Raw genomic sequence first — 25697 nt, forward strand, 5'->3', positions numbered from 1 at the left:
GATGCGTCGGATCGGACGACATCCATCCGACGATGTGCGGCGTTTTATGCGGGTACGGCCGGTAGCAATCCGCCGCCACTCCGCATCACCGCTTCAAAGCCGCCATCCCGTAGCCGCACAGCATCACCAGCGCGGCACCGGCGGTGAGGTAGGGCAGCGCATGCTGCGCCTCGTACAGCGCCACGCCGATCGAGGGGCCGAGGACGAAGCTGGCGCCGTTGACGCTCGTCACGCGCCCCGCGACCGAACCCTGGCCCGCGCTTCCCACCGCGAGCGATGCGCCGGCGGTGAAGCCCGGGCGGGTGAAGCCGAAGCCGAGGCTGGCCAGCGCATAGGCGGTGGCGATGCCGTAGAGCGAGGTGGCCAGCCCCGTCAGCGCGCAGCCGACCGCGGCGATCGCGGCGCCCACCAGGATCAGCCGGCGCGGCGACAGATCGAGCGTGGGGATGATCCCCCATTGCGCGAGCAGCGCGGCGCCCGCCCCCATCATCAGCACGAGCCCGGTCGGCTCCAGCGCGGCGACCGGCGCGAGGTGAAGCCGGTCGATCACCAGAAAGCCGATCGCCTGGCTCGTCATCGCCTGCGCATGGCCCGCCACCAGCCCGGCGATCATCCAGGCGCGGATGCGGGGATCGGTATAGCCGACCGGCTCGGCATGCGGCTCGGTCGCCGCGGCGACGCTCGCGCCGGTGGGGGCGCCGCCGATCGAGGGATAGGCGCTGCTGGCGCCGCGGCTGCCGCCTTCGCCCGGCCGATCGGCACGCAGGCTGAGCCGCACCGTCAGCCACACGGCGATCCCGAACAGCGCGGCGAGAAAGGCGGGGCCCGCCAGCCCGATCTCGACGCCGCCGATCGTGCCGAGGATCAGATAGGGCGCGACCGCGGGGCCGAGGATGGTGCCGAGCCCGAAGGCGGAGGCGAGCAGGGTGAGCGCCCGCGTCCGCTCGTCACGCGTCGTCTCGCCCGCCACCAGCGCCTGCACCGCGGGGGGCGCCGCCGATCCGAACAGGCCATAGACGAGGCGACCGCCGATGAAGCAGGCAAAGGCGGTGGGGCCCGCGATCCAGTGGTTGATGCCGGCCGCCAGGAACAGGCCGCACAGCGTGAGCGACAGCGAAAACCCGCCGAGACCCAGCAGGATCATCGCGCGCCGCCCGAACCGATCGAGCCGGTTCGCCCAGAACGGCGCGGCGATCACCCACAACAGCGCCGAGACGGAAAAGGCCGCGGCGGTCTCGCGGTCGGCCACGTCCAGCGAGCGGCTGAGCGCGGGCAGGATCGATTGCAAAGCGGTGTTGCCGCCCGCGATCGTCAGCATCACGAGGAACATCAGCGCGAAATTGCGGTCGAAGCGCGGCGCCCGCGTCATTCGCCGGGCCCCGCATAGCTGCGCGCGACGGTGGCGACCGCGACGCTGTAGCGATCATACCAGACCGTACGCCCACGCGCGCGAATCGCGGCATGCGCCGGGTGCGCGCGCCAGGCGGCCGCAGCGGCCTCGTCCGTCCAATAGCTGACGGTGATGCCCAGCCCCGCGGCATCGCGAACGCTGTCGATCCCGCGATAACCCGGCTGCACGCGCGCGAGCGCCTCCATCGCCGCTGCCGCCGCCGCATAGCCTTCGGCATCCGCGTCCGAGCGCTGCGACACGAAGATCACCGCCGTCTGCCCTGTGCGAACCGCCATCATCCGCCCCGCGTAGGATGCTTCTTTCGTGAAACAAAGCGTCACGATCGGGCCGCGCGTGCAACCCACGGCCTTGAACATCGTTCGGAAAACGTGCGACGGGAGGACCTGTTGCCCGCGCTTGCGGATCAGGTAAGGAAGCCGATGCCCAGTTCGACCACCGCCGCCCGCCGCGCCCGAAGCCGCGCCGCCGGCGTCCCCTCGCCCTGGCAGATGTTCTTTTCCGGTTTCCTGAAACATCCCGTCATGGTCGGATCGATCGTGCCGTCGTCGGACAAGCTGATCCGCAAGATGCTCGATCGGGTGGACTGGGCCAATTGCAAGCTGTTCGTCGAATATGGCCCTGGCGTGGGCACCTTCTGCCGCCCGATCCTCGACCGGATGGCGCCCGATGCCAAGCTGATCGCGATCGACACCAATCCCGATTTCATCCGCTATCTGCGCCACACCATCACCGATCCGCGCTTCGCCGCGGTGGGCGGTTCGGCGGCGGACGTCGCGCAGATCGTCGGCGATCACGGCTTCGCGCATGCCGATTACATCCTGTCGGGTCTGCCCTTCTCCACGCTGCCGCCCGGCGTCGGCCCGGCAATCGCGGCGGCGACGCATGCCACGCTTCGCCCCGGCGGCGCGTTCCTCGTCTATCAGTTCAGCCCCAAGGTGAAGGATTTCCTCACCCCGCATTGGCAGACGATCGATCACGACATGGAATGGTGGAACGTGCCCCCCGCCCAGCTCTATTGGGCCTGGAAGGACTGAGCGCGCGCGCGGCTTATTCGTCGATACCGAAATTCAGCCCGCGCGATACGCCGGGATCGAGCACCGCGATCAGCAGATAGGCGCCGAACTGGCGCAGGCGCTGCCACCACCCCGTCCGCGCCTTGTAGAGCGCGGCGGTCACCTCGCCCGAATCGGCGATCTCGCCCTCGATATAGGCGCGGACATGATCGGCGAACGCCGCATCCTCGATCCGCAGCATGAGTTCGAGGTTGATGAACAGGCTGCGCATGTCGAAATTGGCGGACCCGACATGCACCGCCGAATCGATCACGTATAATTTGGTGTGGAGCTTGGTGGCGGCATATTCGAAGATTCGCACGCCCTTGCGCAACAGCCCGGCATAGGTGAAGCGCGCCGCCGCGACGGTGGCGTTGTTGTCCGATTTCGCCGCGGTGACGATCCGCACGCCCGCGTCGCGCCGGCCGGCCCGGTCGAGCCGCCGCAGCATCGTCGGGCTCGGGGTGAAATAGCCGGCGATCACGTCGATCCGGCTCGCCCGGCGCATGTCCGTCCGCACCGTCCGCGCCCAGGGCGACAGCCGCCGCGTCGGGCCGCCGATCAGCCAGCGCAGCGGCCCGTCCGTCTCGCTATACCGGGTCAGCGCGTGATTGAGGTGGCGCAGCTTGCCCTTGGGCCGCATCACCCATTCGTGCAGCGCATCGAAATAGGGCGACATCCGCCCCGCCGCGGCGCCTTCCACCACCAGCCCCAGATCGCGCCAGGCGGCATCCTCGGGCTTGCCGAAATAATCCTCCTCGATGTTGAAGCCGCCGATCATGATCCGCGCGCGCCCGGTCTCGCCATCGGCCAGCAACAATTTCTGGTGGTTGCGCAACAGATAGCGCCGGCCGAGCCGGGGCGAGAAGACGCACACCGTGATGCCCGCCTCTCGCAGGCGCGCGAAGGCGACGTGGCGCTCCGCCTCCTCGCTGCCGAAGCCGTCGACGATCAGCGTGACTCGCACCCCGCGCCCGGCGGCGGCGATCAACGCGTCGCCAAAGGCGCGGCCGGCCGCATCGTCGGCATAGATGTAATAGAGCGCGCGCAGGCTCGTCCGCGCGCCCTCGACCGTGGCGATCAACGCCGCCCAGCGCGTGGCGCCCTCGGTCAGAAGGGTCAGCCGGTTGCCGTCGACGGTGAAGCTCGGTTCGCTCATCGTGCCGTGATGGACCGCGGCCGCCCGGCACGGCAAGGCGAAATCCTTGACTTGCGGGCGCGCGGCCGCTAGCGAAACCGGCTTCCACCCATCGTCGTTTGCGAAGGAAGCGTTACCATGGCGCGCGTCACCGTCGAAGATTGCGTCGACAAGATCCCCAACCGCTTCGACCTCGTGCTGATGGCCGCGCAGCGCGCCCGCCAGATCTCGGGCGGTGCGGACCTGACGATCGATCGCGATCGTGACAAGAATCCCGTCGTCGCGTTGCGCGAGATCGCGGAGCAGACGGTGCGCCCGGCGCATCTTCAGGAATCGGTCATCTCGGGCCTGCAGCGCGTGCAGCAGGACGATGACGACGAGGCCGATGCGATCGGCAGCCTGGCCGCCTCGGCCGAGGCGCTTCGCCTCACCGCCGCCGCCCCGCCGCGGAACCAGAATCTGGGCGGCGATTACGAAGCGTGAGGTAGGTCGCTAGCATTTGCTAGCGACCGTTCGGCTCAGGCCGAACCGAATGCCGGCCGGCGAGGGGCCGTGAGGCTCCTCGACCGACGACCCGGCTTTGCCGTGGCGCGAACGCTCGTAGCGGGATGCTCTCCCCAAGCGCGCCTTTCTACCACTCCTCCTCCATTGCCTGCGCCGGGTCGTAAGTCGGCGCTTTGCGCCGCTGGCCTAGCCGGAAATTGCGCTGTGTGCATCGGCAGGCGCCTATTTCCGGCCTTGCGCGACCACGAACCATTCCACCGATCCCTTGCGGCTCGCCGGTGGCTTGGCGTGCTTTACGCTCGTGAAATTGCGCTTCATCTCGGCTACGAGCTGCTGGTCCGCACCGCCGGCGAAGACCTTGGCGACGAACGCGCCGCCCGGCGCCAGCACGTCGCAGGCAAAGGCCAGCGCCGCCTCCACCAGCGCCATCGTGCGCAGCGCGTCGGTCTGCGGATGGCCGACCGTGTTGGCCGCCATGTCCGACAGGACGAGGTCGGGTGCGCCGCCGAGCGCCTCGATCAGCCGGTCGGGGGCGGCATCGTCCATGAAGTCCATCTGGAAGATCGTCACGCCCTCGATTGGATCGACCGGCAGCAGGTCGATGCCGACGATCGCCGCCTTGGGCACCTGGCGGCGCAGCACCTGGCTCCAGCCGCCCGGCGCCAGCCCCAGGTCGACCACCCGCTTCGCGCCCTTCAGGAACGCGAATCGCTCGTCCAGTTCGATCAGCTTGTACGCGGCGCGGCTGCGATAGCCCTCGGCGCGTGCGCGCTTCACATAGGGGTCGTTCAACTGGCGTTCGAGCCAGCGCGTCGATCCCGCGGTGCGCCCGCGCGCGGTCTTCACGCGAGTATGGCCGCCGCCACCGCCGCGGCTCACGGCCGGGGGGTTCCCATGAGCCGGCGCAGGATGCCCTCGCGAATGCCGCGATCGGCGATGCCGAGCCGTTCGGCTGGCCATAGGTCCATGATCGTCTCCAGGATGGCGCAGCCCGCCACCACCAGGTCTGCGCGCTCCTGCCCGATACAGGGCACACGCGCGCGCTCCTGGATCGACATGCGCGAAAGGTCGCGGCTGATGTCGCGCATCGCCGCCGAGGGCACGATCAGCCCGTCCACGGCGGACCGGTCGTAATGGCTCAGATGCAGGTGGACGCTGCCGAGCGTCGTCACCGTGCCGCTGGTGCCGAGCAGCCGTGGCGAACGCACGTTTCGCGGCAGGCGGCGCGCGAAGCCGGCGAAACTGTCCATCACCAACGCGCGCATCCGGGCATAGGCGTCCGCACGCCCTGCTTCGCCCTCGCCGCCGCCCGCGCTTTCGGTCAGCGAGACGACGCCCCAGGGCGCCGAATGCCAGTCGAGCACGCGCGGCATCGGGCCCGAGGTGTCGATCAGCACCAGCTCGGTCGATCCGCCGCCGATATCGAAGACGAGCGCCGGATCCTCGCCCGGTTCGATCAGCGCGTGGCAGCCGAGCACGGCGAGCCGCGCCTCCTCCTCCGCCGAGATGACGTCCAGGTGGATACCCGTCTCGGCCAGCGCGCGCGCGATGAAGGCGGGGCCGTTGGTCGCGCGGCGGCATGCCTCGGTCGCGACCGAGCGTGCGAGCGTCACGTTGCGGCGCTTCAGCTTGTCGGCGCACACCTTCAGCGCCGCGAGCGTGCGGTCGATCGCCGCATCGCTCAGCTTGCCCGAGGCGGCGAGCCCCTCGCCCAGCCGGACGATGCGCGAAAACGCATCAACGATCGCGAAACCGGGCCCTTGCGGACGCGCGATCAGCAGTCGGCAATTGTTGGTGCCCAGGTCGAGCGCGGCAAAGGCCTGCGCATCGGACCATCGCCCGCGCATCGGGCGGGCCGGAACCGGACGGGCAGGGCTGTCCTGCCGGTACGGCATTCGGGCGGATTCGTCCCCCATGCCGCGGTGCTCGCTATTCTGTTATGCCGGCGCGGGCACGATGCCCGTTCGGTGCTTGGCCACAGATGTAGCGCAGGCAAGGCCTTGCGACAAGGCGAGCCGCCGAACCCCGTTGACAGCCCCGGACACCCCGCCTAGAGCCGCGCCGCTGCCGTTGCCCCGTCGTCTAATGGTAAGACTGCGGTTTCTGATACCGCCTATTGAGGTTCGAATCCTCACGGGGCATCCAGCGCCCACTCTCGCATCGATACCCGCCCGCAGCGACGCCGCGTTACGACGCCTCCGCGATCAGCTTGGCGGCCTCGGGCGTGTTCCAGGCGTTGCCGCCGGTCATCCGCCATACTTCGTGGCCCGTCGAATCGATCAGGATCGTCGTCGGCAGGTTGGCGCGATAGGCCAGGCTGAGGCCGAGCTTCGGATCGAGATAGGGCGTAAGCGCCTTGAAGGCATGCGCGGCGAAGAACGGCGCCACCTTGGCCTTGCCATCGAGATCCTGGCTGACCGCCAGCACCGCGACGCGCCCCTTCAGCCGCTCGGCGGCGGCATCGAGCGTCGGCATCTCCGCGACGCAGGGCGCGCACCACGTCGCCCACAGGTTCAGCAGCACGGGCTTGCCGCGAAACGCCGCGAGCGTGACGGGCTGGCCCTCGGGATCGGTGAAGGCGAGCGCGGGCGGGGTCTCGCCCTTGTGGCTGCGATCGAGCTTCTGCGCCGGGGCGGCGGGCGCCGCGGGGGCGGTGGCCTCGTCGCTGGCGGCCACGATGTTGGCGGCGGGCGTCGGCGTCGCTTGCTCCGGCGCGGGCGATTTCCTATCGCAGCCAGCGGCCATCAGGCCGATGCCCAGGAGACAGGCGATAGCGGCGCGCGAGGACATGGTCGGTTCCACGGGGGACGGCTCCAATGCGATGTGGGGCGGCCGCTTCGCGGAGGGTCCCGCAGCGGTGATGCGCGAGATAAACGCGTCCATCCCCTTCGACAAGCGGCTGTGGCGCCAGGACGTGGCGGGCAGCAAGGCGCATGTCGCGATGCTCGGCGCGCAAGGGATCGTCTCGGCAGAGGATGCCGCCACGATCGCCGCCGGGCTCGATTCGGTCGCGGCCGATTACGCCGCGAACGGCGTGGCGGAGGATCTCGCGCTCGAAGACATCCACATGCAGACCGAGGCGAAGCTCGCCCGGCTGATCGGCCCCGTCGCCGGGCGGCTCCACACCGCGCGTTCGCGCAACGACCAGGTCGCGACCGATTTCCGCCTGTGGGTGCGCGATGCGATCGACGAGGTGCTCGCCGCGCTCGCCGGGTTCCAGGCGGCGCTGCTGGCGCGCGCGGACGAGCACGCCGCCAGCGTCATGCCGGGCTTCACGCATCTGCAATCCGCTCAGCCGGTCACGCTCGGCCATCACCTGATGGCCTATCATGCGATGATCGCGCGCGATGCCGGGCGCTTCGCCGATGCGCGCGCGCGGATGAACCGCTCGCCGCTCGGTTCCGCGGCGCTGGCGGGCACGGGCTTTCCGATCGACCGCGCGATGACGGCCAGGGCGCTCGGCTTCGACGGGCCGATGACCAATTCGCTCGACGGCGTGTCGGACCGCGATTTCGCGATCGAATATCTCACCTGCGCGACGCAGACCGCGCTGCACCTGTCGCGGCTGGCGGAGGAGTTCGTGCTCTGGGCGTCGCAGCCCTTCGGCTTCGTGGCACTCAGCGACCAATGGTCGACGGGCAGCTCGATCATGCCGCAGAAGCGCAACCCCGACGCCGCCGAGCTGGTGCGCGGGCATAGCGGCCGGATCATGGGCTGCATGACCGCGCTGATGGTGACGATGAAGGGCTTGCCGCTCGCCTATTCCAAGGACATGCAGGACGACAAGCCGCCGGTGTTCGAGGCGCACGACCTGCTCGCGCTGTCGATCGCGGCGATGACCGGCATGGTGGAGAGTGCGACCTTCCGCACCGACCGGATGCGGCGCACCGCCGAGGCGGGTTTCGCCACCGCGACCGATCTGGCCGACTGGCTGGTGCGCGAGGGCGGGTTGCCGTTCCGCGAGGCGCATCACGTCACCGGCCGCGCGGTAAAGCTGGCCGAGGAGCGCGGCGTCGCGCTCGACGCGTTGCCGATCGCCGACCTGAAGGCGATCGATGCGCGGATCGACGAACGCGTCTATGGCGTGCTGTCGGTGGACGCATCGGTCGCCAGCCGGACGAGCTTCGGGGGCACCGCGCCCGACAATGTCCGCGCGGCGATCCGCGCGGCACGGGGGGAATGACGATGCGGCGCTGGCCGATCCTGGCGATCACGATAGGGGGCGCGCTGGCGCTGACCGGATGCGGCTCGGCGGCGGCGCTCAAACCGCCGGCGGGGCAGGCGCTGCCGGTCGCGCCTTACGGCGCACGCACGACGCCCACGCCCAAACAGCTGCTCACCCCCACGACGCAGCAACGCCCGCAGCGCAGCGACGAGCTGCTCACCCAATCCCAGGCCCGCCGCAGCGACGAGTTCGATCTGCCGCCGCCAAACTGACGAGGGTCCGATGGACCATTTCCACGAACAGGGCGGCATCCTCCATGCCGAGAACGTGCCGCTGACCGCGATCGCGGAAGAAGTCGGCACGCCCGTCTATGTCTATTCCGCGGCGACGTTCCGCCGTCACGCGCGCGTGTTCCGCGAGGCGCTCGCCGCGGCCGGGCCGCGCGTCCACATCGCCTATGCGATCAAGGCCAATCCCAATATCGCGGTGCTCCGCCTGCTTGCCGACGAGGGTTATGGCGCCGACGTCGTCTCGGCCGGCGAGATGGCGCGGGCGCTGGCGGCGGGGATCCCGGCCGCGCACATCGTGTTCTCGGGCGTGGGCAAGACGCGCGACGAGCTGGGCCGTGCGCTCGATGCGGGGATCGGCCAGTTCAACCTGGAGCTGGAGGAAGAGGGTGTCGTGCTCGCCGCCCTGGCCGCCGAGCGCGGAATCGTCGCGCCGGCGGTGCTGCGCGTCAATCCCGACGTCGATGCCGGCACCCACGCCAAGATCTCCACGGGGCGCAAGGAGAACAAGTTCGGCGTGCCGATCGACCAGGCGCCGGGCATGTTCGATCGGCTGGCCGGGCTCGAGGGATTGGACCTGCGCGGCGTCGCGATCCATATCGGCAGCCAGCTCGCCGATCTGGCGCCGCTGGAGGCCGCCTATGCGCGCGTCGGCGAACTGGTCGCCGAACTGCGCGGCGCGGGGCACGCGATCACGCATGTCGATCTGGGCGGCGGCCTGGGCGTGCCCTATCGCCCCGACGACGTGTTGCCGAGCCCGGCGGATTATGGCGCCATGGTCGCCCGCGCCACCGCCGGGTGGGACGTGACGCTGATGTTCGAGCCGGGCCGGGTGATCGCGGGCAATGCCGGGGTGCTGCTGACCAGCGTCATCTGGGTCAAGCCGGGCGTGACCCACCCCTATGTCATCGTCGATGCCGCGATGAACGATCTCGCGCGCCCGGCGCTGTACGACGCGTTCCACGATTTCGTCGCGGTGAAGCCCTCGGGCGCGCGGATGACGGCGAACATCGCCGGGCCGGTGTGCGAGAGCGGCGACACATTCGCCATGGGCCGCACGATCGATGCGGTCGCGAGCGGCGATCTGGCCGTCTTCCGCACCGCCGGCGCTTACGGCGCGACGATGGCGAGCACGTACAACAGCCGCGCGCTGGTGCCCGAGGTGCTGGTGGACGGCGACCGGTTCGCGGTCGTGGCGGACCGGGTGAGCGCCGAGACGCTGATCGCCGCCGAACGCGTGCCGGAGTGGCTGAAGCGGTGACGCTCCACAGCCTGCCGCTGTTCGTCAGGCTGGCAGGCCGGCCGGTGATCCTGCTCGGCGCGGGCGAGGGGGCCGACGCCAAGCGGCGGCTGCTCGAACGCGCGGGCGCGGCGATCGTCGGCGAGGCAGGCGTGGCGGCGCTCGCGATCGTGGCGATCGAAGATGAGGACGAGGCGACGGCGGCGGTCGCGCGGTTGAAGGCGCGCGGCGTGCTGGTCAACGCGGTCGACCGGCCCGATCTGTGCGATTTCACGCTGCCCGCGCTCGTCGACCGGGCGCCGGTGCTGGTCGCGATCGGCACCGGCGGCGTGTCGGCGGGGCTCGCCGCCGCGCTGCGCCAGCGGCTGGAGGCGCTGCTGCCCGCCTCGCTGGGCGCGCTGGCGGATTCGCTGTTCGCGGCACGGGCACGGCTGCGCAGCGCGTTCCCGGATCCGGGCGAACGCCGCCGGGCGCTCGCCCGCGCCATGGCCGCGGGCGGCGATCTCGATCCACTCGGCCTGGATCCGGACGTGGATGGCTGGCTGCGCGGCGATGCCGTGCGCGACCGGCCGACGGGCGAGCGGGTGCGCATTCGCTTGCGTTCGACCGATCCCGACGACCTGACGCTGCGCCAGGCGCGCGCGCTGGCCAGCGCCGACTGCGTGTATCACCGCCCCGACGTGCCGCCCGCGATCCTGAACCGCGCGCGCGCCGATGCCGCGCGAATCGCTTGCGCCGCGCCGCCGTCGGATGTGGAACCCGGCCTGTCCGTCGATGTGGAGATGATGCGGTGAGCGGTTTCGGATTCCGGATCACGGGCGGCGAGGCGGTGCGCGTGGACGTGAAGGAGGCGCTGGGCTGCACCGCCGATCTCGTCTGGGTGCATCTGTCGACCAACGCCGAAGCCGCGCAGACCTGGCTGCGCGACGAGGCGAAGCTGTCCGATTACGTCGTCGATGCGCTCACCGCCACCGAGACACGGCCGCGCTGCGAGGCGTTCGGCGACGGCGCCTTTCTCAACCTGCGCGGCCGCAGCGACGAGCAGCTCGACAGTTCGGACCTGCTCGCCTCGGTGCGGATCTGGGCGGTGAAGGGGCGCGTCTTCTCGGTCACGCGCAAGCGCGTCGTGGCGGTGGGCGCGGTCGAAAAGGTGGTGGAGGCCGCCGAGATCCGCGATCCGGGCGATCTGATCGCCGCCTTCGCCACCGCGATCACCGAGGATCTCGATCCCGAGGTGGCGGCGCTGGGCGACCAGCTCGACGATTGCGAACAGGCGCTCGATGCCGACAAGGTCTTCGAACTGCGCCGCACCGTCACCCGCGTGCGCGTCGCCGCGATCGGCTATCGCCGCTTCCTCAGCCCACAGCGCGCCGCGCTGGAGAAGCTGGCGAGCCTGCCGGGCGAATGGCTGCAGGACGACGACCGGCTGCATCTCGCCGCCGCCGCCGACCGCGCCGCGCGCATGGCCGAGGAGCTGGAGGCGATCCGCGAGCGATCCTCGCTGACTCACGAGGCGCTGACCGACCTGCGCGCCGAGCAGATCGATCGCCGCACGCTCGTCATCTCGATCGTGGCGATGGTGTTCCTGCCGCTCACCTTCATCACCGGGCTGCTCGGCATGAACGTGAAGGGCATCCCCTATGCCGACGAGCCCTGGGCGTTCGACGGGGTGATGGCGTTGTGCACGGTAATCGCGGTCGTCATCACGCTCTATTTCATCCGGCGCCACTGGTTCCGCTGAACCGCACCGGCCGCGTCACGCCGCGCGGGCGGTCTTCCAGGCGTCCGCGATCTCTTCCAGCGTGGCGGCGGTGTTGCGGAACGGCGCGGAATCATGGCCGATCGAGGCATTGACGATCGTGCGCCGCGCCCCGCCATAGAGCCGCGACAGCGTGACCGCGACCTCGCCGCCCTTCTCGAAATCGAGCCCGGCCTCCAGCGCGAAGAGGATCGCGGTCGCCCGCGTCACCCGCTCGCTCTTGACCGAAAACTTGCGGTTGTCGGTCGCCCAGGCGGCGGCGCGCAACGCCGCGACCAGCTCTTCGTAGAGGAGCTGGACGAGCGCGGGGCCATCGGCCTGCGCGGTGCGGCCGGCGATGTCGATCCGGCGATAGGTGGCAGCGGGATCGCGCGTCAGGGTGGCGTAGCTGGTCATCAGCTGCTCTTGTCCCAGGCGGCGATCTGCTGCGTCAGGAACGACTGGGTCGATTTATACGCCGCGACCTTGGCGTCCATCGCCGAGAATTGCTGCGTCAGCCGCGTCTTGGTGTCCGCCGCCGCGGTCGTCTGATCCGCCTGCTCGCCGGTCACCGTGGTCTGTTGCGCGGTGTAGCGCGCGGTCGCGGCGTCGAGGCCATAGGTGTTGTTGGTGGCGGTCGTCGTGATCGCGTTGAGCGCGGCGTACAGCCCGTTGCCCGTGCTGGCGGTGCCCGTGCCCAGCGCGAACAGCGCCTCGACATCGGCAGGATAATTGGCGAGCGCGGTGGCGAGCTGCGTCGAATCGACGCTGAGCGTGCCGTCCTTGTTCGTCTTCACGCCGATCTCGGCCAGCGTGCTCGGGCCCCCGGTGGTCGAAGGAGTTGCCAGCTTGGTCGTCGTCAGCACGCCGAGGCTGCGCGCCAGGCCGGTCACCGTGGTCTCGCTCTTGAGCACGCCGTTCACCGGATCGGTCTGCGTCTGCAGCACGCCCATCACCTGGTTGAACGTGGTGACGATGTCGTTCACCGCTTGGCTCAGCGCCGATGTGGGCGGCGTCGTACCGATCGTCACCGGCGTGGTCGATGTGCCCGTCAGGCTGAGGCGCACGCCGGTGATGAGGTTGTTGATCGTGTTGCTCGACCGCTGGAACGTCGCGCCGTCGAGCGTGACCACCGCATCCTGCGCGCCCGTGCCGATCGTCGTGCCGGTCGCGTTGCGCCCGACGTTCAGCGTCGACAGGCTCGTGCCGCCGGTGCTCGACGCATCGTCGGTGCCGGTCAGCGTGAACGCCTGGCTCTGGCCGGTCGCGCCCTTGATCGACAGCCGCTGACCGTTACCATCGGCGATCACCGTGGCGGTGACGTTCGCGCCCGCGGCGTTGATCTTGGCGGCGATGCCGGCGAGCGTGGCGTCACCCGATCCGATGGTGATGCTGACCGGGTTGCTGCTGCCCGCGGTGAAGCTGGTGTTGCCGTTCGCATCGGTCGAATCGCTGCCGAACTGGAGCGAGAAGGTGCCGGTGTTGAACGCCGTGGTGCTGGGGATCGCGGTGTTCATCGTCGCGGCCTGCGCGCTGGCGAGCTGCTTGACGAGAATGGAGGCGGACAGGCCGGCGAGCTTGGCGCCCGATTGCGCGGTGGCGGTCAGCACGCCGGTGTTCGAACTCGACGGCTGCGTGGTCAGGGTGCCCCCCGTCACGAGCGAGTTGAACGCCGAGCTGAAGCCGGTGACGCTGCTCTTGACGCTGGCGATGCCCGAGATCTGCGAGGTGAGCGTGTCCGCCTGGTTCGCGAGCAGCGTGTTCTTCGCGGCATATTGCGCGGCGACGAGCGACGTGACGAGCGAGGCGGTGTCGATCCCGGATCCGACGCCCAGCGTCGAGGTGATCGACGCGATCGACGAGGCCGCGGTCGTGCTGGTCGTCGTGCTGGAGGTACTCGTGGTCGTCGTCATGCCATGTTCCGCCCATGCTCCCGCGTCATTCTGTTAACGGCCGGCCGGCGCGAGAATTTAGGAGGTTTTTGCGCCATTCTCGTCGAAGCGCGCGCCCGGCGGCACGACGACCGGCGGCGGGGTGGCGCCGCCCGCGCGCGCGTTCACGCCGAACACGAAGGCGAGCACGGTGGCGATCGCCATGTACAGGTCGTCGCGCACCTCCTGCCCCTCGCGGCTGGTGTAATAGACCGCGCGCGCGAGCTGGGGATATTCGAGCACCGGGATGCTGCCGCCGGCCAGTTCGCGGATCGCCAGCGCCGTCGCGCCGCGCCCGCGCGCCACCACGACGGGCACCTGATCCTTGCCGTGATCGTAGCGCAGCGCGACCGCGAAATGCGTCGGGTTGGTCAGCACGACATGCGCGCTTTCCACCGCCTTGCGCATGCTGCGGTTCGCCATCGCGCGCTGCTTGGCGCGAAGCTGGCCCTTGGCCTCGGGCGAGCCTTCGGTTTCCTTGTGCTCGTCCTTGATCTCCTGCTTGCTCATGCGCAGCTTGCCGAGCAGGCGGATGAGCTGGATCGGCACGTCCATCCCCGCGATCAGCGCAAGACCGATCGCCATCACCAGCAGGATGCCCATGAACGTGCCCGCCAGCGCGGTGAGCGAGGTGGAGAGATCCGACGAGGACAGGCCGAGCGTCATGTGCGACGCGTTCCACAGCATATAGCCGCCGATCGCGCCCAGCAGCACGATCTTCAGCAGCGACTTGCCAAGCTCGATCCAGCCGTTCGCGCCGAACACGCGCTTCATCCCGGCCATCGGGTCGATCCGGCTGGCCTTGGGCGCGAGCAGCGATCCGTTGAAGCCGAACGAGCCGAGCCCCGCGGTGCTGAGGATCGCGGCCACCAAAGTCATCGCGAACAACAGGCCGATCGAAGGCAGCAGCTTCGATCCCGCCTCGGCGAGCGCGCGAAACGGCGAGAAATCCTCGATATCCCCGCGTCCGAACTGGAAGCTCGCCGTCATCAGCGCCTTGCACGCGCCGACCAGCGCCGGCCCGAACAGCGACAGCCATGCCACCCCGGCCAGCATCACGAGCGCGGTGCCGAAATCCTTCGAGCGCAGGACGTTGCCGTCCTTGGTCGCGTCGCGTTTGCGCTTGGCGGTTGGTGCTTCTGTCTTGTCGCCGAATTCGTCCGCCATCAGCCGAACACCAGATTCTGTGTGGCGGCCAGGCTCTCGCGGACGATTACCAGCATGTAATCGCCCATCGCCGGAAACGCGACCGCCAGCGCCACGACGCCCGCCGCCAGGCTGGCGGGCAGGCCGATCGAGAAGAGGTTGAGCGCGGGCGCGGCGCGGCTGAGCATGCCCATCACGAGATTGAGGCAGAGCAGCAGGAAACCGACCGGCAGCGCGAGCAGCAGCCCGGCGAGAAACGCATAGCCGCCGAAGAACGCGATGCCGCGCAGCCGTTCGGCGCCGAGCCATGCGGCGCCCGGCGGCAGCGCATCATAGCTGCGCACGACCATGTCGACGAGGATCAGGTGGCCGTTCATCGACAGGAACAGCAGCGTGAGCATCACCGAGAAGAATTGGCCGAGCGCGGGGCTCGAATGGCCGTTCTGCGGATCGACCGACGAGGCGAAGCCGATCCCCATCGACCCGCCGATGATCTCGGCGGCGACGAGCGGCGCGGCGAACGCGATCTGGAGGACGAAGCCGATCGCGAGCCCGACCAGCGCCTCGGCCACGACGGACAGCATCGTGGCCACGCTGAAGATGCTGGCAGGCGCCGCGATCGCATGCGTGCCCATCACCAGAATGCCGATCGCGCCGGCGAGCGACACGCGCACGACGAGCGGCAGCGATACCGATCCGAAGACCGGCGCCGCCACGAACGTCGCCCCCACGCGCACCATCACGAAGACGAGCGTCCAGAGCTGCGGTTCGATCGAGAGGCCGAAGCCCAGCACTCGCTAGCGCACCAGATCCGGAATGCGTTCGAAGATGCCGATGGTGAAATCGCTCAGAAGCCCGAGGATCAGGCTGCCGAAGATCACGATCGACAGCGCCACCACGATCAGCTTGGGCACGAACGACAGCGTGGCCTCGTTGATCGAGGTGGCGGCCTGCACCATCCCCAGGATCAGACCGCACAGCAGCGCCGGGATGAGGATCGGGGCCGACGCCAGCGCCAGCACCCACATCGTCTGGTTGGCGAGCGTGAGGAAATAATCGGCGTCCATCGCCCGTCAGACCGCGAAGCTGTTGGCGAGGCTGCCCATCGTCAGCGCCCAGCCGTCCACCAGGACGAACAGGAGGAGCTTGAACGGCAGCGAGATGATCTGGGGTGAGAGCATCATCATGCCCAGCGCCATCAGCACCGTCGCGACGACGAGATCGATGACGATGAACGGCAGGAAGATCAGAAAGCCGATCTGAAACGCGGTCTTCAGCTCGCTCGTGACGAAAGCGGGGAGCAGGACCGAGAAGGGAATGTCCTTCGGGCTGGCATAAGGGCCCGATTTGGCGAGGTTCGCGAACAGCGTCACGTCCTTGACCCGCGTCTGCTTGGCCATGAAGTCATGCAGCGGCACGCCTGCCGTCGTAATCATCTGCGTGCCGGCGAGCTTGCCCGCGGCATAGGGCTGGATCGCCTGTGCGTTGATCTGGTTGATCGTCGGCGCCATCACGAAGAAGCTGAGGAACAGCGCGAGGCCCAGCAGCACCTGGTTGGGCGGCGTCTGTTGCAGGCCCATCGCCTGGCGCAGCATCGCCAGCACGATGACGATCCGGGTGAAGCTGGTCATCATCAGCAGGATGCCGGGCAGGATCGTCAGCAGGCCCATGATGATGAGCACCTGGAGCGACAGCGAGAGCGAACCGCTCTGGCCGGTGCCGCCCGATGCCTGGCCGCCCAATTGGCCGAGCGCGCGATCGACCGCATCGCCCACGCCGGGCGCGGCCAGAGGGGCCGCTTGCGCGAAGGCGGGGGCGGCGATCAGGATCGCGACGAGGAGCGCCAGCAGGATCCAGACGAGCTTGGCCCCCGAGCGCTTCGGCCGCGCCCGCGCCGCCACGAACAGCGCGGGGCCGGTGCCGTGGCGGGTGATCGTCACGCTCATGCGTCGACCTTCTCGATCAGGTTGACGCCGCCGCGGCCGACCGAGACGAGCAGCCGCTTGCCCTCGAAATCGATGACCGCGAGGCGCAGGCCGGGCGAGATCATCATCGTCTCGCGCACCGCGATCATCCGCGACGACGGCTTGCCGGGCATCCGCCCCTCGAACTTGCGCCACAGATAGAGGCAGCCGATCATCAGCCCGCACACCAGCGGCAGCAGGACGACGAGCTTCAGGATATAGGTCCACAGCATCGGATCAGGCCCGGCCCGCGACCGACTTGTCGGGACCGGCCAGTTCGGTCATCCGCACGCCGAAGCGCTCGCCCACCGTCACCACCTCGCCACGGCCGATCAGCGTGCCGTTGACGAACACGTCGAGCAGTTCGTTCGCCTGGCGATCCAGCTCGATCACGCTCGATTCGCCGAGCGCCAGCAATTCGCGCAGCGTCAGGCTGGTCGAGCCGATCTCGACGGTCAGCTTCACGTCGACGTCCTGCAGCAGCCGGAAATTGGCGGCGACCGATGCATCGACGGGGAACCCCCCGGTCATGTCGTTCATGAATTCTGTCCTTCGTCGAGGCGGGTGAGGGCGGTCAGGCGGATGGCGGCGCGGCCGTTCGAGGTGCCGACGGTGCCGACGCCCAGCCGGTCGGTGCCGACCATCACGGGCACGTCGCCGGCGATGGTGATCGGGATGACGTCGCCGGGCTTCAGGTTCATCAGCATCGACAGCGGCACGACGGGTTCGGCGAGCACCGACCGGATCGGAAAGCGCACGTCCATCGCCGCGCGGGTCAGACCGTTGCGCCAGGCGGGATCGGGCTCGGCCGATTTGCCCAGCACCTTGGCGGTGAGCGAGGCGCCGTGCGGCTTCAGCGCGGCGACGGGATAGACGAGGTCGATGAAGACCAGCTTGGCCGGCCCCGCCGCGATGCCGAACCGGGTGACGACCACGGGATCCTCGCCATCGATATCGGCGATCATCGCCGCGTTCGATTCGGGGCGGCCGACGGTGAAGTCGATCCGGGCGAGCGGTTCCCATGCCGTGCGCAGCGGGGCGGCGACCATGGCGCCGATCCGCGCGATCATCGCTTCGGCCGCGGGCGAGAATTCGCCGGGCAGCGTGAGCGGCGCGGCGCCGGTGCCGCCGAAGAACAGATCGAGCAGCTCGAGCACGAACTTGCCGTCCAGCACGCACAGCGCCTGGCCGTGTGCCATCATGCCCTGCATGCCGAGCGGCAGCCACGCGATCAGCGGCTCCATCCGCTCGGCGCGGTAATCGGCGAAACGCTGCACGGCCAGCGGCTCGGCCCAGCAGCGGAGCTCCTGGCGCATCAGCGGCTCGAACACGCCGCGAAACGCGCGGGCCAGCCGTGCCGACAGATGCTGCAGCGTGTGCAGATCGCCGAACGGATTGAGCTTCGGCGCGCCGAGCATGCCCTCATGGGCCGCCTGGCGATGCCGCTCGCGCCGTTCGGGCGCCGTCGGGTGGGAGGCCGCGTTAACCATGCCTCACTGAACAACGAAATTGGTAAAGTAGACGTTACCAACGCCGCCGAATCCCTCCTTTTGCTTGAGAGTCGCGTTGATCGCATCGACGAGCCGCTTGGCCAGCTTGGCCTTGCCCTCGCTCGTGAACACCTGGTCTTCGGGGGTGTCGCCCAGCGCCATCAGGATCGCCGATCGCACCGCGATGTCGTCGGTCTTCAGATTCTGGATCACCGAATCGTCATAGGGCGTCGAAACCGCGAGGCCGACCTGGATGAAGTGCGGCGAATTCTGGAGATTGGCGGTGAAATCCTTCTCCATCGGATAATAGTTGGAGGCGTATTTGTCGCCGCCGTCGCCATGCGCGCCCTTTTCCGACTTGCCGCCGCCCTCGCCGGCTTCCTTGGGCTGCTTCTGCTCGCTCTTGGGCACCAGCTTGGGGCCTTCGTCGACGGGCGCCGCCTTGGCGCTGCCGCCCATCATGCCCGATTTGGCCGCGTACAGCCCGGCGCCGACGCCCCCGCCCAGCAGGACGAGCGTGCCGACGCCGATCACCAGCAGCTTGCCGAGCTTGCCCTTCTTCTTGGGGGCGTCGGTGGCTGCGTCCTTCTTGTCGCTCATTTCGTGATTCCTCAGGCTATGCGGATGTCGTCATTCGCCCCCACGGCGACCGTCGCGCGTGCCGGGGCGGGGATGGGAAGGCCGGGCAGGGGCTGGGCCGGCATGCGCTGCTGCTGCGCCTGGGGCTGGCCACCGCCACTGCCCACATTGGTGTCGCCCAGGCGCAGCCCGCGCGACTGCGCGATTTCCGCCAGCTGCGGCTGCGCGTCGGCCAGCATGGTGCGGGTGGCGGCCTGTTCGGCGGCGAAATGGACGTGGATCGTGTCGCCGTCGCGCTTTACCGACAGGTCGATCGTGCCGAGCGCATCGGGCACCACCCGGATCTTCGAACTCGTCGCGTCCGCCGCATCGCGCAGCGATTCGATGTGATCGATCATCTGCGCGGGCCAATGGTCGCGCCGGGTGTCGAGCGTCTGCTCCTGCGCCGCCCCCGTGGCGGCGACGGCGTGACGGACGGTTTCCATCGGCGCGAGCGCAGAGGCGGCCATCGGCGCGATCGGATCGCCGTCGTCGCGCGTGCCCGATGGCGTATCCTGTTTCCACCCGGCCCGCATTGCGCCGGCAAAGGCCTGAAGCGCGGGCGTCGCGGTCGCGGGGCGCGAAGGATCGGGCAACGCGATCGGCAGCGGCCCCGCCGCGATGGCGAGGGGCTGGATTCCCGAAACGCTCGACGCCGGAACGGGCGCGGGGGCCGGCGCGGTGATGGCCATGGTGCTCGCCAGATCGCTCCCGGTCACCGGCAGGGGTGTCGCGGCGAACGGTATCAGTGGGGGAACGGCCGTGACGTCGGGCGCCGCGCTTGGGAGCGGCGGGAGGAGCGCGGCCATCGCCGTGGCCGGTGTGGTCTGCGTGGTGACGGTCGGCGATGCGCTGGCCGCTACCGGTGCGGCGGTCGCCGGTGCCGCACCTCGGGGCGATGCGGACGCCGTATCGGCCACGACGGACGGCGTGGCCGCCGCCGTGGGCAGGACGGGTGCGACGATCGATGACGTCGGATCGGGCGAGGCCGGGATGGTCACCGAAGCCGGCGCGGCTTGCAGCGGCACCACCATCGCTGCGCCGGCCACCGTCGGCGCGGCGGCGATCGCAGGCGTCGCGACCGGCGCCGATCCCGATGCGGGTGCGGGTGCGGCCGGGATCGGCGGTGCCGCCGGCGGAACGAAGGCGGCGATCATCGCCGCAGGGTCGAGGACCATCATGGTTGCCGCGCCGGAGTCGGCCACCGGCTCGGTGTCGGGTGCCGGATCGGGATCGGGATCGGCCGATGCGATCGCGGGAGTCTCCGAAGTGGCCTGAGCCACCAACGGAGACGCGGCGTCGTTCGGTGCCCGCTTTGCCGGGGTGGCGAGCGGCGCGCGCGCGGGAACCGGCTTCGCCTTCATGGGCACCGCCTGTAGCGGGACGGGCAACGGCGTCGTGGCGGGGTCGGGCTCGAGCGTCGCGGGCTGGATCGCGCGCGCCGGCATGGCCGGATCGGCGGCGAGCAACGGGGTGGCCGCCGCCACCGCGGCAGCGATGACCGGAACGGACCCGGCCGCCGGCTTGGGTGTATCCGCCGCGACGGCGGGCGCAGCCGCCACGACCATGTCGATCGTCGCCGTTGCGGTCGTGGGCGCTGCGATCCAGGCGAGGCGCGGATCGGACGAGGCGTCGCTATTCGGCAGATCGCTGCCGTCGGCGGCGGTGTCCTGCCGGGCGTTGCCGTCCGCCGCCGGCAGCGTCGCGCCCGCAACCGGCGGATCGGCGGGGGCGTCGCTGCCCGAAACCGCGGCCAGCGACAGCGTGAACGGCGAGGGCGACGACGCCACGCGGCCCGCCGTCGTGACGGAAGGGGTGCGGGGCGTGGACACGGGCTGGATCATGCGAAGGGTCTCTGAACAACGTCTCGCGTTACGGTTCGCAAGGATCGTGCCGGGTGCGCGTGGTGAGCGGCGCGGCTTCCAGTTCCTTCATCGCACGGCGCACCGCGTCGGCATCGGCGCGCGCGATCAGCTTTTCCATGGCGGCCTGATCGCGCCACGCCGATCGGGCGGTTTCGGTGGCCGCCTCCGCGCGAACCATGGCGCTGCGGGCACGCGCCTGCGCCGCATCGGCCGAGATCTGGAGCTTCTCGCGGTAATGAGCCGCCGCCCCGAGCGAGAAACCGGCCATGGCCTGAGGCGCGGGCGCGATGGCGTCGGCCAGTTCGGCGATGCGGGCGCCGAGCGCCGCTTCGGTCGCGGCCTTGTCGTGCGCGCGCGCTTCGTCGGCGCGCGCGAGGTTCAACTGGATGGTGCGCACGCGGTGCAGCCGCGCGAGCGTCTGGCCGCGGTCGCGCATCAGCCGGTGCCGAACACGCCGACGAGTTCGGCGACGGCATCGGCCTGCGCGACCGCGGCGTCGGCATCCTGGCGGATGAATTCCATGATCGCGCCGTGACAGGCGATCGCCTGGTCGATCGCGGGATCGGCGCCGCTGCGATAGGCGCCCATCAGCACGAGATCGCGATTCTCCTCGTACGTGGCGAGGTGGCGGCGCAGCTGCCGCGCGGCGCGGGCGTGTTCCGCGGGCACGATGTCGGTCATCACGCGGCTCACCGACTTGCTGACGTCGATCGCGGGATAGACGCCATGTTCGGCGAGCGCCCGGCTGAGCACGATATGGCCGTCAAGAATGGAGCGCGCCGAATCGACCACCGGATCGTTGCCGTCGTCGCCATCGGCGAGCACGGTGTAGATCGCGGTGATCGATCCGCCGCTATGCACGTCGACGCCCGCGCGCTCGATCAAATTGGGCAGCATCGCGATGGCGGACGGCGGATAGCCGCGCGCCGATGCGGGCTCGCCCAGCGCCAGGCCGATCTCGCGCCCGGCATGCGCCACGCGGGTGAGCGAATCCATGATGAGCAGCACGTTCTTGCCCTCGGCGCGAAACGCCTCGGCGATGGCGGTGGCGCGCAGCGCGCCACGGATGCGCAGCACGGGCGAGTGGTTGGCGGGCACCGCGACCACGACGGAGCGTGCCCGCGCCGCGCCTGCGACCTTGGTTTCGAGGAAATCGGCGACTTCGCGGCTGCGTTCGCCGATCAGCCCAATCACCACGACGTCCGCCTCGGCGGCGCGCACGATCATGCCGAGCAGCACCGATTTGCCGACGCCCGATCCCGCCATGATGCCGACGCGCTGCCCCTGGCCGACGGTCAGCAGCCCGTTGATCGCGCGCACGCCCACGTCGAGCGGCTGGAGCACGCGGCCGCGGTCGAGCGGAGATTGCAGCTTGCCCGCCAGCGGCCAGCGCCCGGCGCCGCGGATCGGGCCCAATCCGTCGATCGGCTTGCCCGCGCCATCGACCACGCGGCCGAGCAGCGCGGCGCCTACTTCGGCCTCGCCCGGCGCCCCCACCGGGCGCACCGGCGCGCGCGGCAGCAATGCGGCTGGGCCGCCGAGATTCATCAGCAGCGTGCGGCCGCCGCGAAAGCCGATCACCTCGGCCTCGACCTTGGCATCGCCATGCCCGCCCACCTGGCAGACCGTGCCGACCGGCAGCGTGAGGCCGACCGCCTCCATCAACAGCCCGTCATAGGAGGACAGCCGACCCGAGACTTTGGGCGTGGCCACGAAATCGGCCGCCGCCAGCGTATCGAGATAATCGGCGGTGAAGCGGTTCAGCATGCGCCGGGCATGCCCACGCGGTCGATCGCCGCGGTCAGTTGCTCCAGCCACAATTCGGGCCCGTCCTCGACGATGGTCGAGGCGGATTCGAGCACGAAGCTGCCCCGCGGCACCGCGGCGTCGCCGGCGGCGAACAGGTTGCGCGGCAGGCGCCCCTCGAGCAGCGCCACGTCGTCGGGGTGGACGCGCAGCAGCGCGGATTCGGCTTCGTCGGCGAGCAGGTCGGTGGCCGCGTCGATCCGCTCGGCGAGCCGATCGGGCGAGATGCCGATCTCGCCGACCAGCTTGGCGACGAGCAGCATCACCGTCTGGCGCATCTGGCGCGCGACGCGTTCGCGGTCGAGCCGGCTGCCGGTGCCCAGGCTCTTGCCCAGCGCATCGAGCAGCGCGCGGTCGCGCGCGGCCTCTCCCGCGTTTGCCGCCTGCGCGGCGGCATAGCCTTCGGCATAGCCCGCCGAATGCGCGTCCTCGAGCGGATCGATATAGAGGCTGTCGGTCTGTTCCGGATCGAGCGGATCCCAGCCCTCGGTCGGCCGCGCGTCGCGGTCGGCGGGGCTGAAATGGCGCGGCGTGGCGGGCGCTCCGCCGCCGCTGCGTTCGCGGATGTCGATGGTGGCGAAGCCGCTGGCGGGGGCGAAGGCCTGGGCCAGCACATGCGGCGCGGCCTGATGGCGGGGCGCGAAGCCGGCGACGAAATCAGACATAATCGTCATCGCCCGCGCCCATCATGATCGTGCCGTCCTTGGCCAGGTTGCGCGCGATCTGGATCATCGCCTTCTGCGCATCCAGCACCTCGGCGAGCTTCATCGGCCCGCGCGCCTCCATCTCGTCGCGGATGCCGTCGGCGGCGCGCGCCGACATGCAGCCGAGGAAGCGTGCCCGGATCGTCTCGTCCACGCCCTTCAGCGCGCGGGTGAGGATGTCGCCGTCGACGTTGCGGATCAGCGTGCCGAGATTCTTGTCGTCCATCTCCAGCAGATTGTCGAAGACGAACATCGCCTCCTCGATCGCCTTGGCCACATCCTTGTCAATCTTGAACAGCTTGGGCATCACGCGCTGCTCGGTCGCCTTGCGCGCGCCCGACAGGATCTTGGCCGCCTCGCGCGTGCCACCCAGCGTCACGCCGGTGCTCTGGGTCGACGAACCGGTGCGGTTCGCCAGCATCGTCTTCAGCGTCTCGACCGCCTCGGGCGTGATCGGCCCCAGCCGGGCGATGCGGTGGAGAATGTCGGGCTGCACCGCATCGGGCAGCAGTTCGAGCACCTGCCCGCCGACGGCGGCGTCCAGGTTCGCGATCAGCACGGCCGCGATCTGCGGATGCTCCTTCTCGATCATCGCCGCGATCTCGCCGGCATCGAGCCAGTCGAGCAGCTCGAGTTCGCACGCCGCCTCGGGCGGGGTGATGCGCGCGAGCACGCTCTCGGCCTTTTCGGGGCCGAGCGCGCGGTTCATCACCGCCTCGATCTTCGGGCGCGGATCGAAGCCGATCGCGGTGCGCTCGCGGGCGCGGCCGACGAAATCGTCGAGCACGTCCTCGACCTCCTGTTCGGAAACATCGGCGACCTTGAACATCGCCGCGCCCAACTGGCGGACCTCCTCGGGATCGAGCTTCTGGAGGATGGCCGCGGCCTCCTCCTCGCCGACGAGCATCATCAGCACGGCGGCGCGCTCGACGCCGGTATAGCTGCGCAGCGCGGCCGGGGCGGGGAGGGCGTCGCTCATGACTTGATCATGTCGCGCACGGCGAGCGCGGCGCGCGTCGGATTGTCGCGGGTGAAGCCGCGCACCGCGCCGATCCGGTCGTCATAGCCGCGCGTGCTTTCGAGCTGGTCGAGGCTGACGGGCGCGGTCGGCACGCCCTCGGCGTCGGTTTCGGGCTCGGCGGGGCCGGCGATGGCCAGCGCAGGCGTGGCGTCCTCGCGCTTCTTCATCAGCGCCTTGGCGAGCGGCCGCACCCCCAGCATCAGCACGAGCAGCGCGATCAGGATCGCGGTCACGTTGCGCGCCACGATCGGCAGCCAGGCATTGTCGTACCAGGCGGGCTTGGCGGCGGCGAGGTCGTTTTCGGCGAACTTCTTGCTGATGACGGTGACGTTGTCGTTGCGTGCCTGGTCGAAGCCGACCGCGCTTTTCACCAGATCGGTGATCTGGCCGATCTCCATCGTCGTGCGGCGGCCCTTTTCGGGATCGCGCAGCAGCACCGCGACCGACAGGCGCTTGATGCTGCCCGGTGCCGCCCGCGTCACCGAAACCTCCTTGCCGAGATCATAGGCGCGCTGGAACTGGTCGGACTGTTTCTGCGGATCGGGCGCGGCGCCGCCGGCGACGGGCGCGGGCGCCGGGGTGCCGGGATTGCCGGTCGCGGGCTGCGGCGTCGTCAGCGTGCTGGCGGCGGGCGGCGTGTTGCTCAGCGCGCCGGGAATGCCGCCCGGTGCGGTGGCGCCATCCTTCTGGTTGCCGGTCCAATTGCCGGTCTCGGCGCGCAGCACGCCCGCCTTGTCGTAGCTTTCGCGCGTCGCCTGGCTTTCATCGAGATTGACGTCGGCCTGCACCTCGGTGGTGAAATTGCCGGCGCCCAGCAGCGGCGTCAGCAGCTGGATCAGCTGGGTGCGGTACTTGTCCTCGACGCGGCGCTGGAAATCGATCCGCTCGTCATTGCCGTTGCCGCCGCCCGCGCCGCCGCCGGGCTTGGTCAGCAGCGCGCCGAGCTGGTCGACGATCGTCACGCCCTCGGGCTTCATCCCCGGCACCGACGAGGCGACGAGGTTCACGATCGACGCCACCTGCGCGTCGGAGAGCGAACGGCCGCCCTGCAGCTTCAGGATCACCGAAGCGGAGGGGCTCGCATTGTCGCGCACGAAGACGCTCGCCTCGGGCATGGCGAGATGGACGCGCGCCTCGGCGACGGCGTCGATGTCCTGGATCGAGCGGGCGAGCTCGGTCTCGCGTGCCTGGCGCAGGCGCTCGCCTTCCACCGCGCGGCTGACGCCCATCGGCAACTGGTCGAGAATGGCATAGCCGCCGGGCGCCGCCTTGGGCAGGCCCTGGCCCGCCAGCAGCATCTTGGCCTTGCTGTAATCCTCCTCCGCCACGGTCAGCGCGCCAGTGCCCTCGTCGACATGGCTCTTGATGTTCGCGGTGGTCAGCGCGGACGTGACCGCGGCCTTGTCGGCATCGGGCAGCCCGGTGAAGAGCGTCTTCTGCGTCGGCGTCGCCAGCGCCATCCAGGCGAGTGCCGCGGCGGCGATCAGGCCGACCATCAGCGCCATCGGCAGCGAGCGGCGCACTGCGGGCTGCGCGAGCGCACCCCGGATCTGGTGGAGAGGATTGGCGAACCGTTCGGGCGCGCCGGGGGTGATGGTGGTGAGGGCTGTGCTCATG

General features: G+C 69.9%; 29 protein-coding genes and 1 tRNA gene. 8 read left to right on the forward strand and 22 right to left on the reverse strand.

Annotated elements, in window-relative coordinates:
* Positions 1–85 precede the first annotated feature (85 nt).
* Both OXQ95_RS00575 and OXQ95_RS00580 read right to left on the reverse strand, forming a co-directional pair.
* A complete protein-coding gene (locus tag OXQ95_RS00575; protein ID WP_267378268.1) occupies positions 86–1369 on the reverse strand; it encodes an MFS transporter in 1284 nt (427 codons plus the stop codon).
* Positions 1366–1689 carry an antibiotic biosynthesis monooxygenase gene (locus OXQ95_RS00580; protein ID WP_267378271.1) on the reverse strand — a complete coding sequence of 108 codons (324 nt, stop codon included), beginning with the start codon at positions 1687–1689 and terminating at the stop codon, positions 1366–1368. The genes OXQ95_RS00575 and OXQ95_RS00580 overlap by 4 nt, the downstream gene beginning before the upstream one ends.
* A 141-nt stretch (positions 1690–1830) precedes the next feature.
* Between OXQ95_RS00580 and OXQ95_RS00585 the strand changes: the two genes are divergently transcribed.
* Positions 1831–2445, forward strand: coding sequence for a methyltransferase (locus tag OXQ95_RS00585; RefSeq protein ID WP_242096682.1), 615 nt, complete (start codon positions 1831–1833; stop codon positions 2443–2445).
* Between the two features lie 13 nt (positions 2446–2458).
* On the opposite strand, the gene OXQ95_RS00590 is transcribed toward OXQ95_RS00585, so the two are convergent.
* On the reverse strand, positions 2459–3622 hold the full coding sequence (locus OXQ95_RS00590; RefSeq protein ID WP_267379225.1) for a phosphatidylserine/phosphatidylglycerophosphate/cardiolipin synthase family protein: 1164 nt from the start codon (positions 3620–3622) through the stop codon (positions 2459–2461).
* 117 nt (positions 3623–3739) lie between these two features.
* Here OXQ95_RS00590 and rpoZ point away from each other — a divergent pair, with 117 nt between their 5' ends.
* Positions 3740–4084, forward strand: a complete 345-nt coding sequence (gene rpoZ, locus OXQ95_RS00595) for a DNA-directed RNA polymerase subunit omega (RefSeq protein ID WP_242096681.1) — start codon at positions 3740–3742, stop codon at positions 4082–4084.
* Positions 4085–4327: 243 nt separating this feature from the next.
* Here the strand turns inward: rpoZ and OXQ95_RS00600 are convergent, their stop codons facing one another.
* Positions 4328–4984 (reverse strand): RlmE family RNA methyltransferase, encoded by a 657-nt coding sequence (locus OXQ95_RS00600; RefSeq protein WP_242096680.1) that lies wholly within the window; start codon positions 4982–4984, stop codon positions 4328–4330.
* Positions 4981–6021: a Ppx/GppA phosphatase family protein gene (locus OXQ95_RS00605; RefSeq protein WP_267378287.1), complete on the reverse strand. Its 1041-nt coding sequence runs from the start codon at positions 6019–6021 to the stop codon at positions 4981–4983. Before OXQ95_RS00605 ends, OXQ95_RS00600 begins: the two co-directional genes overlap by 4 nt.
* Positions 6022–6176: 155 nt before the next feature.
* Between OXQ95_RS00605 and OXQ95_RS00610 the strand changes: the two genes are divergently transcribed.
* Positions 6177–6250: transfer RNA gene (locus OXQ95_RS00610), tRNA-Gln, on the forward strand.
* A gap of 42 nt (positions 6251–6292) precedes the next feature.
* Here OXQ95_RS00610 and OXQ95_RS00615 read toward each other — a convergent pair.
* Complete coding sequence (locus OXQ95_RS00615; protein ID WP_267378290.1) at positions 6293–6895, reverse strand: TlpA disulfide reductase family protein; 603 nt, start codon at positions 6893–6895, stop codon at positions 6293–6295.
* A gap of 31 nt (positions 6896–6926) precedes the next feature.
* On the opposite strand from OXQ95_RS00615, the gene argH reads away from it, so the two are divergent.
* Genes argH through OXQ95_RS00640 form a run of 5 tightly spaced genes read left to right on the forward strand, consistent with a single transcriptional unit; the run spans position 6927 to position 11538 of the window.
* Complete coding sequence (gene argH, locus OXQ95_RS00620) at positions 6927–8288, forward strand: argininosuccinate lyase (RefSeq protein ID WP_267379228.1); 1362 nt, start codon at positions 6927–6929, stop codon at positions 8286–8288.
* A gap of 2 nt (positions 8289–8290) precedes the next feature.
* Positions 8291–8542 (forward strand): hypothetical protein, encoded by a 252-nt coding sequence (locus OXQ95_RS00625; protein WP_242096712.1) that lies wholly within the window; start codon positions 8291–8293, stop codon positions 8540–8542.
* A gap of 10 nt (positions 8543–8552) precedes the next feature.
* Positions 8553–9818: a diaminopimelate decarboxylase gene (gene lysA / locus OXQ95_RS00630; RefSeq protein WP_267378293.1), complete on the forward strand. Its 1266-nt coding sequence runs from the start codon at positions 8553–8555 to the stop codon at positions 9816–9818.
* On the forward strand, positions 9815–10591 hold the full coding sequence (locus OXQ95_RS00635) for a bifunctional precorrin-2 dehydrogenase/sirohydrochlorin ferrochelatase (RefSeq protein WP_267379231.1): 777 nt from the start codon (positions 9815–9817) through the stop codon (positions 10589–10591). Before lysA ends, OXQ95_RS00635 begins: the two co-directional genes overlap by 4 nt.
* Entirely contained in the window at positions 10588–11538 is a 951-nt protein-coding gene (locus OXQ95_RS00640) for a zinc transporter ZntB (protein WP_267378295.1), read from the forward strand. The genes OXQ95_RS00635 and OXQ95_RS00640 overlap by 4 nt, the downstream gene beginning before the upstream one ends.
* A 15-nt stretch (positions 11539–11553) precedes the next feature.
* Here OXQ95_RS00640 and fliS read toward each other — a convergent pair whose 3' ends face one another.
* From fliS to fliF, 16 genes are read right to left on the reverse strand one after another with little or no spacing between them, the layout of a single operon-like run.
* Positions 11554–11952: a flagellar export chaperone FliS gene (gene fliS / locus OXQ95_RS00645; protein WP_242096675.1), complete on the reverse strand. Its 399-nt coding sequence runs from the start codon at positions 11950–11952 to the stop codon at positions 11554–11556.
* Positions 11952–13448: a flagellar filament capping protein FliD gene (fliD, locus tag OXQ95_RS00650; RefSeq protein WP_267378299.1), complete on the reverse strand. Its 1497-nt coding sequence runs from the start codon at positions 13446–13448 to the stop codon at positions 11952–11954. The genes fliS and fliD overlap by 1 nt, the downstream gene beginning before the upstream one ends.
* 57 nt (positions 13449–13505) lie before the next feature.
* Positions 13506–14633, reverse strand: coding sequence for a flagellar type III secretion system protein FlhB (locus OXQ95_RS00655; protein ID WP_267378302.1), 1128 nt, complete (start codon positions 14631–14633; stop codon positions 13506–13508).
* Positions 14633–15406, reverse strand: a complete 774-nt coding sequence (fliR, locus tag OXQ95_RS00660) for a flagellar biosynthetic protein FliR (RefSeq protein ID WP_267378305.1) — start codon at positions 15404–15406, stop codon at positions 14633–14635. The genes OXQ95_RS00655 and fliR overlap by 1 nt, the downstream gene beginning before the upstream one ends.
* Positions 15407–15409: 3 nt before the next feature.
* Positions 15410–15679 (reverse strand): flagellar biosynthesis protein FliQ, encoded by a 270-nt coding sequence (fliQ, locus tag OXQ95_RS00665; RefSeq protein WP_242096671.1) that lies wholly within the window; start codon positions 15677–15679, stop codon positions 15410–15412.
* 6 nt (positions 15680–15685) lie between these two features.
* The gene (gene fliP, locus OXQ95_RS00670; protein WP_267378312.1) at positions 15686–16558 is read right to left on the reverse strand and encodes a flagellar type III secretion system pore protein FliP; all 873 of its coding nucleotides are present in this window, start codon (positions 16556–16558) and stop codon (positions 15686–15688) included.
* Positions 16555–16809 carry a flagellar biosynthetic protein FliO gene (locus OXQ95_RS00675; protein WP_242096669.1) on the reverse strand — a complete coding sequence of 85 codons (255 nt, stop codon included), beginning with the start codon at positions 16807–16809 and terminating at the stop codon, positions 16555–16557. The genes fliP and OXQ95_RS00675 overlap by 4 nt, the downstream gene beginning before the upstream one ends.
* Before the next feature lie 4 nt (positions 16810–16813).
* Positions 16814–17116, reverse strand: coding sequence for a flagellar motor switch protein FliN (gene fliN, locus OXQ95_RS00680; RefSeq protein ID WP_242096668.1), 303 nt, complete (start codon positions 17114–17116; stop codon positions 16814–16816).
* Positions 17113–18066: a flagellar motor switch protein FliM gene (locus OXQ95_RS00685; RefSeq protein WP_242096667.1), complete on the reverse strand. Its 954-nt coding sequence runs from the start codon at positions 18064–18066 to the stop codon at positions 17113–17115. Before OXQ95_RS00685 ends, fliN begins: the two co-directional genes overlap by 4 nt.
* Before the next feature lie 3 nt (positions 18067–18069).
* Positions 18070–18666 (reverse strand): flagellar basal body-associated FliL family protein, encoded by a 597-nt coding sequence (locus OXQ95_RS00690; RefSeq protein WP_242096666.1) that lies wholly within the window; start codon positions 18664–18666, stop codon positions 18070–18072.
* A gap of 11 nt (positions 18667–18677) precedes the next feature.
* The gene (locus OXQ95_RS00695) at positions 18678–20528 is read right to left on the reverse strand and encodes a flagellar hook-length control protein FliK (protein ID WP_267378317.1); all 1851 of its coding nucleotides are present in this window, start codon (positions 20526–20528) and stop codon (positions 18678–18680) included.
* 28 nt (positions 20529–20556) lie between these two features.
* Positions 20557–20985, reverse strand: a complete 429-nt coding sequence (locus tag OXQ95_RS00700; protein WP_267378319.1) for a hypothetical protein — start codon at positions 20983–20985, stop codon at positions 20557–20559.
* On the reverse strand, positions 20985–22316 hold the full coding sequence (locus tag OXQ95_RS00705) for a FliI/YscN family ATPase (RefSeq protein ID WP_267378321.1): 1332 nt from the start codon (positions 22314–22316) through the stop codon (positions 20985–20987). Before OXQ95_RS00705 ends, OXQ95_RS00700 begins: the two co-directional genes overlap by 1 nt.
* On the reverse strand, positions 22310–23029 hold the full coding sequence (locus OXQ95_RS00710; protein WP_346731932.1) for a FliH/SctL family protein: 720 nt from the start codon (positions 23027–23029) through the stop codon (positions 22310–22312). Before OXQ95_RS00710 ends, OXQ95_RS00705 begins: the two co-directional genes overlap by 7 nt.
* A complete protein-coding gene (fliG, locus tag OXQ95_RS00715) occupies positions 23013–24038 on the reverse strand; it encodes a flagellar motor switch protein FliG (RefSeq protein ID WP_242096662.1) in 1026 nt (341 codons plus the stop codon). Before fliG ends, OXQ95_RS00710 begins: the two co-directional genes overlap by 17 nt.
* Positions 24035–25696: a flagellar basal-body MS-ring/collar protein FliF gene (gene fliF, locus OXQ95_RS00720; RefSeq protein ID WP_267378324.1), complete on the reverse strand. Its 1662-nt coding sequence runs from the start codon at positions 25694–25696 to the stop codon at positions 24035–24037. Before fliF ends, fliG begins: the two co-directional genes overlap by 4 nt.
* Position 25697 lies beyond the last annotated feature (1 nt).

Source organism: Sphingomonas sp. GC_Shp_6, assembly GCF_026540835.1.
Classification (GTDB): Bacteria; Pseudomonadota; Alphaproteobacteria; order Sphingomonadales; family Sphingomonadaceae; genus Sphingomonas.

What these genes read in the sequence shown, in the direction of transcription:
- rpoZ (WP_242096681.1), top strand. Translation starts at nt 3,740, where the DNA reads ATGGCGCGCGTCACCGTCGAAGATTGCGTCGACAAGATCCCCAACCGC.
- fliG (WP_242096662.1), bottom strand. Translation starts at nt 24,038, where the DNA reads ATGAGCGACGCCCTCCCCGCCCCGGCCGCGCTGCGCAGCTATACCGGC.
- OXQ95_RS00575 (WP_267378268.1), bottom strand. Translation starts at nt 1,369, where the DNA reads ATGACGCGGGCGCCGCGCTTCGACCGCAATTTCGCGCTGATGTTCCTC.
- OXQ95_RS00625 (WP_242096712.1), top strand. Translation starts at nt 8,291, where the DNA reads ATGCGGCGCTGGCCGATCCTGGCGATCACGATAGGGGGCGCGCTGGCG.
- fliS (WP_242096675.1), bottom strand. Translation starts at nt 11,952, where the DNA reads ATGACCAGCTACGCCACCCTGACGCGCGATCCCGCTGCCACCTATCGC.
- OXQ95_RS00700 (WP_267378319.1), bottom strand. Translation starts at nt 20,985, where the DNA reads ATGCGCGACCGCGGCCAGACGCTCGCGCGGCTGCACCGCGTGCGCACC.
- OXQ95_RS00605 (WP_267378287.1), bottom strand. Translation starts at nt 6,021, where the DNA reads ATGGGGGACGAATCCGCCCGAATGCCGTACCGGCAGGACAGCCCTGCC.
- OXQ95_RS00710 (WP_346731932.1), bottom strand. Translation starts at nt 23,029, where the DNA reads ATGACGATTATGTCTGATTTCGTCGCCGGCTTCGCGCCCCGCCATCAG.
- OXQ95_RS00585 (WP_242096682.1), top strand. Translation starts at nt 1,831, where the DNA reads ATGCCCAGTTCGACCACCGCCGCCCGCCGCGCCCGAAGCCGCGCCGCC.
- fliP (WP_267378312.1), bottom strand. Translation starts at nt 16,558, where the DNA reads ATGAGCGTGACGATCACCCGCCACGGCACCGGCCCCGCGCTGTTCGTG.
- fliN (WP_242096668.1), bottom strand. Translation starts at nt 17,116, where the DNA reads ATGAACGACATGACCGGGGGGTTCCCCGTCGATGCATCGGTCGCCGCC.
- OXQ95_RS00655 (WP_267378302.1), bottom strand. Translation starts at nt 14,633, where the DNA reads ATGGCGGACGAATTCGGCGACAAGACAGAAGCACCAACCGCCAAGCGC.
- lysA (WP_267378293.1), top strand. Translation starts at nt 8,553, where the DNA reads ATGGACCATTTCCACGAACAGGGCGGCATCCTCCATGCCGAGAACGTG.
- fliD (WP_267378299.1), bottom strand. Translation starts at nt 13,448, where the DNA reads ATGACGACGACCACGAGTACCTCCAGCACGACGACCAGCACGACCGCG.
- fliQ (WP_242096671.1), bottom strand. Translation starts at nt 15,679, where the DNA reads ATGGACGCCGATTATTTCCTCACGCTCGCCAACCAGACGATGTGGGTG.
- OXQ95_RS00615 (WP_267378290.1), bottom strand. Translation starts at nt 6,895, where the DNA reads ATGTCCTCGCGCGCCGCTATCGCCTGTCTCCTGGGCATCGGCCTGATG.
- OXQ95_RS00690 (WP_242096666.1), bottom strand. Translation starts at nt 18,666, where the DNA reads ATGAGCGACAAGAAGGACGCAGCCACCGACGCCCCCAAGAAGAAGGGC.
- OXQ95_RS00685 (WP_242096667.1), bottom strand. Translation starts at nt 18,066, where the DNA reads ATGGTTAACGCGGCCTCCCACCCGACGGCGCCCGAACGGCGCGAGCGG.
- argH (WP_267379228.1), top strand. Translation starts at nt 6,927, where the DNA reads ATGTGGGGCGGCCGCTTCGCGGAGGGTCCCGCAGCGGTGATGCGCGAG.
- OXQ95_RS00590 (WP_267379225.1), bottom strand. Translation starts at nt 3,622, where the DNA reads ATGAGCGAACCGAGCTTCACCGTCGACGGCAACCGGCTGACCCTTCTG.
- OXQ95_RS00705 (WP_267378321.1), bottom strand. Translation starts at nt 22,316, where the DNA reads ATGCTGAACCGCTTCACCGCCGATTATCTCGATACGCTGGCGGCGGCC.
- OXQ95_RS00695 (WP_267378317.1), bottom strand. Translation starts at nt 20,528, where the DNA reads ATGATCCAGCCCGTGTCCACGCCCCGCACCCCTTCCGTCACGACGGCG.
- OXQ95_RS00580 (WP_267378271.1), bottom strand. Translation starts at nt 1,689, where the DNA reads ATGATGGCGGTTCGCACAGGGCAGACGGCGGTGATCTTCGTGTCGCAG.
- OXQ95_RS00675 (WP_242096669.1), bottom strand. Translation starts at nt 16,809, where the DNA reads ATGCTGTGGACCTATATCCTGAAGCTCGTCGTCCTGCTGCCGCTGGTG.
- fliF (WP_267378324.1), bottom strand. Translation starts at nt 25,696, where the DNA reads ATGAGCACAGCCCTCACCACCATCACCCCCGGCGCGCCCGAACGGTTC.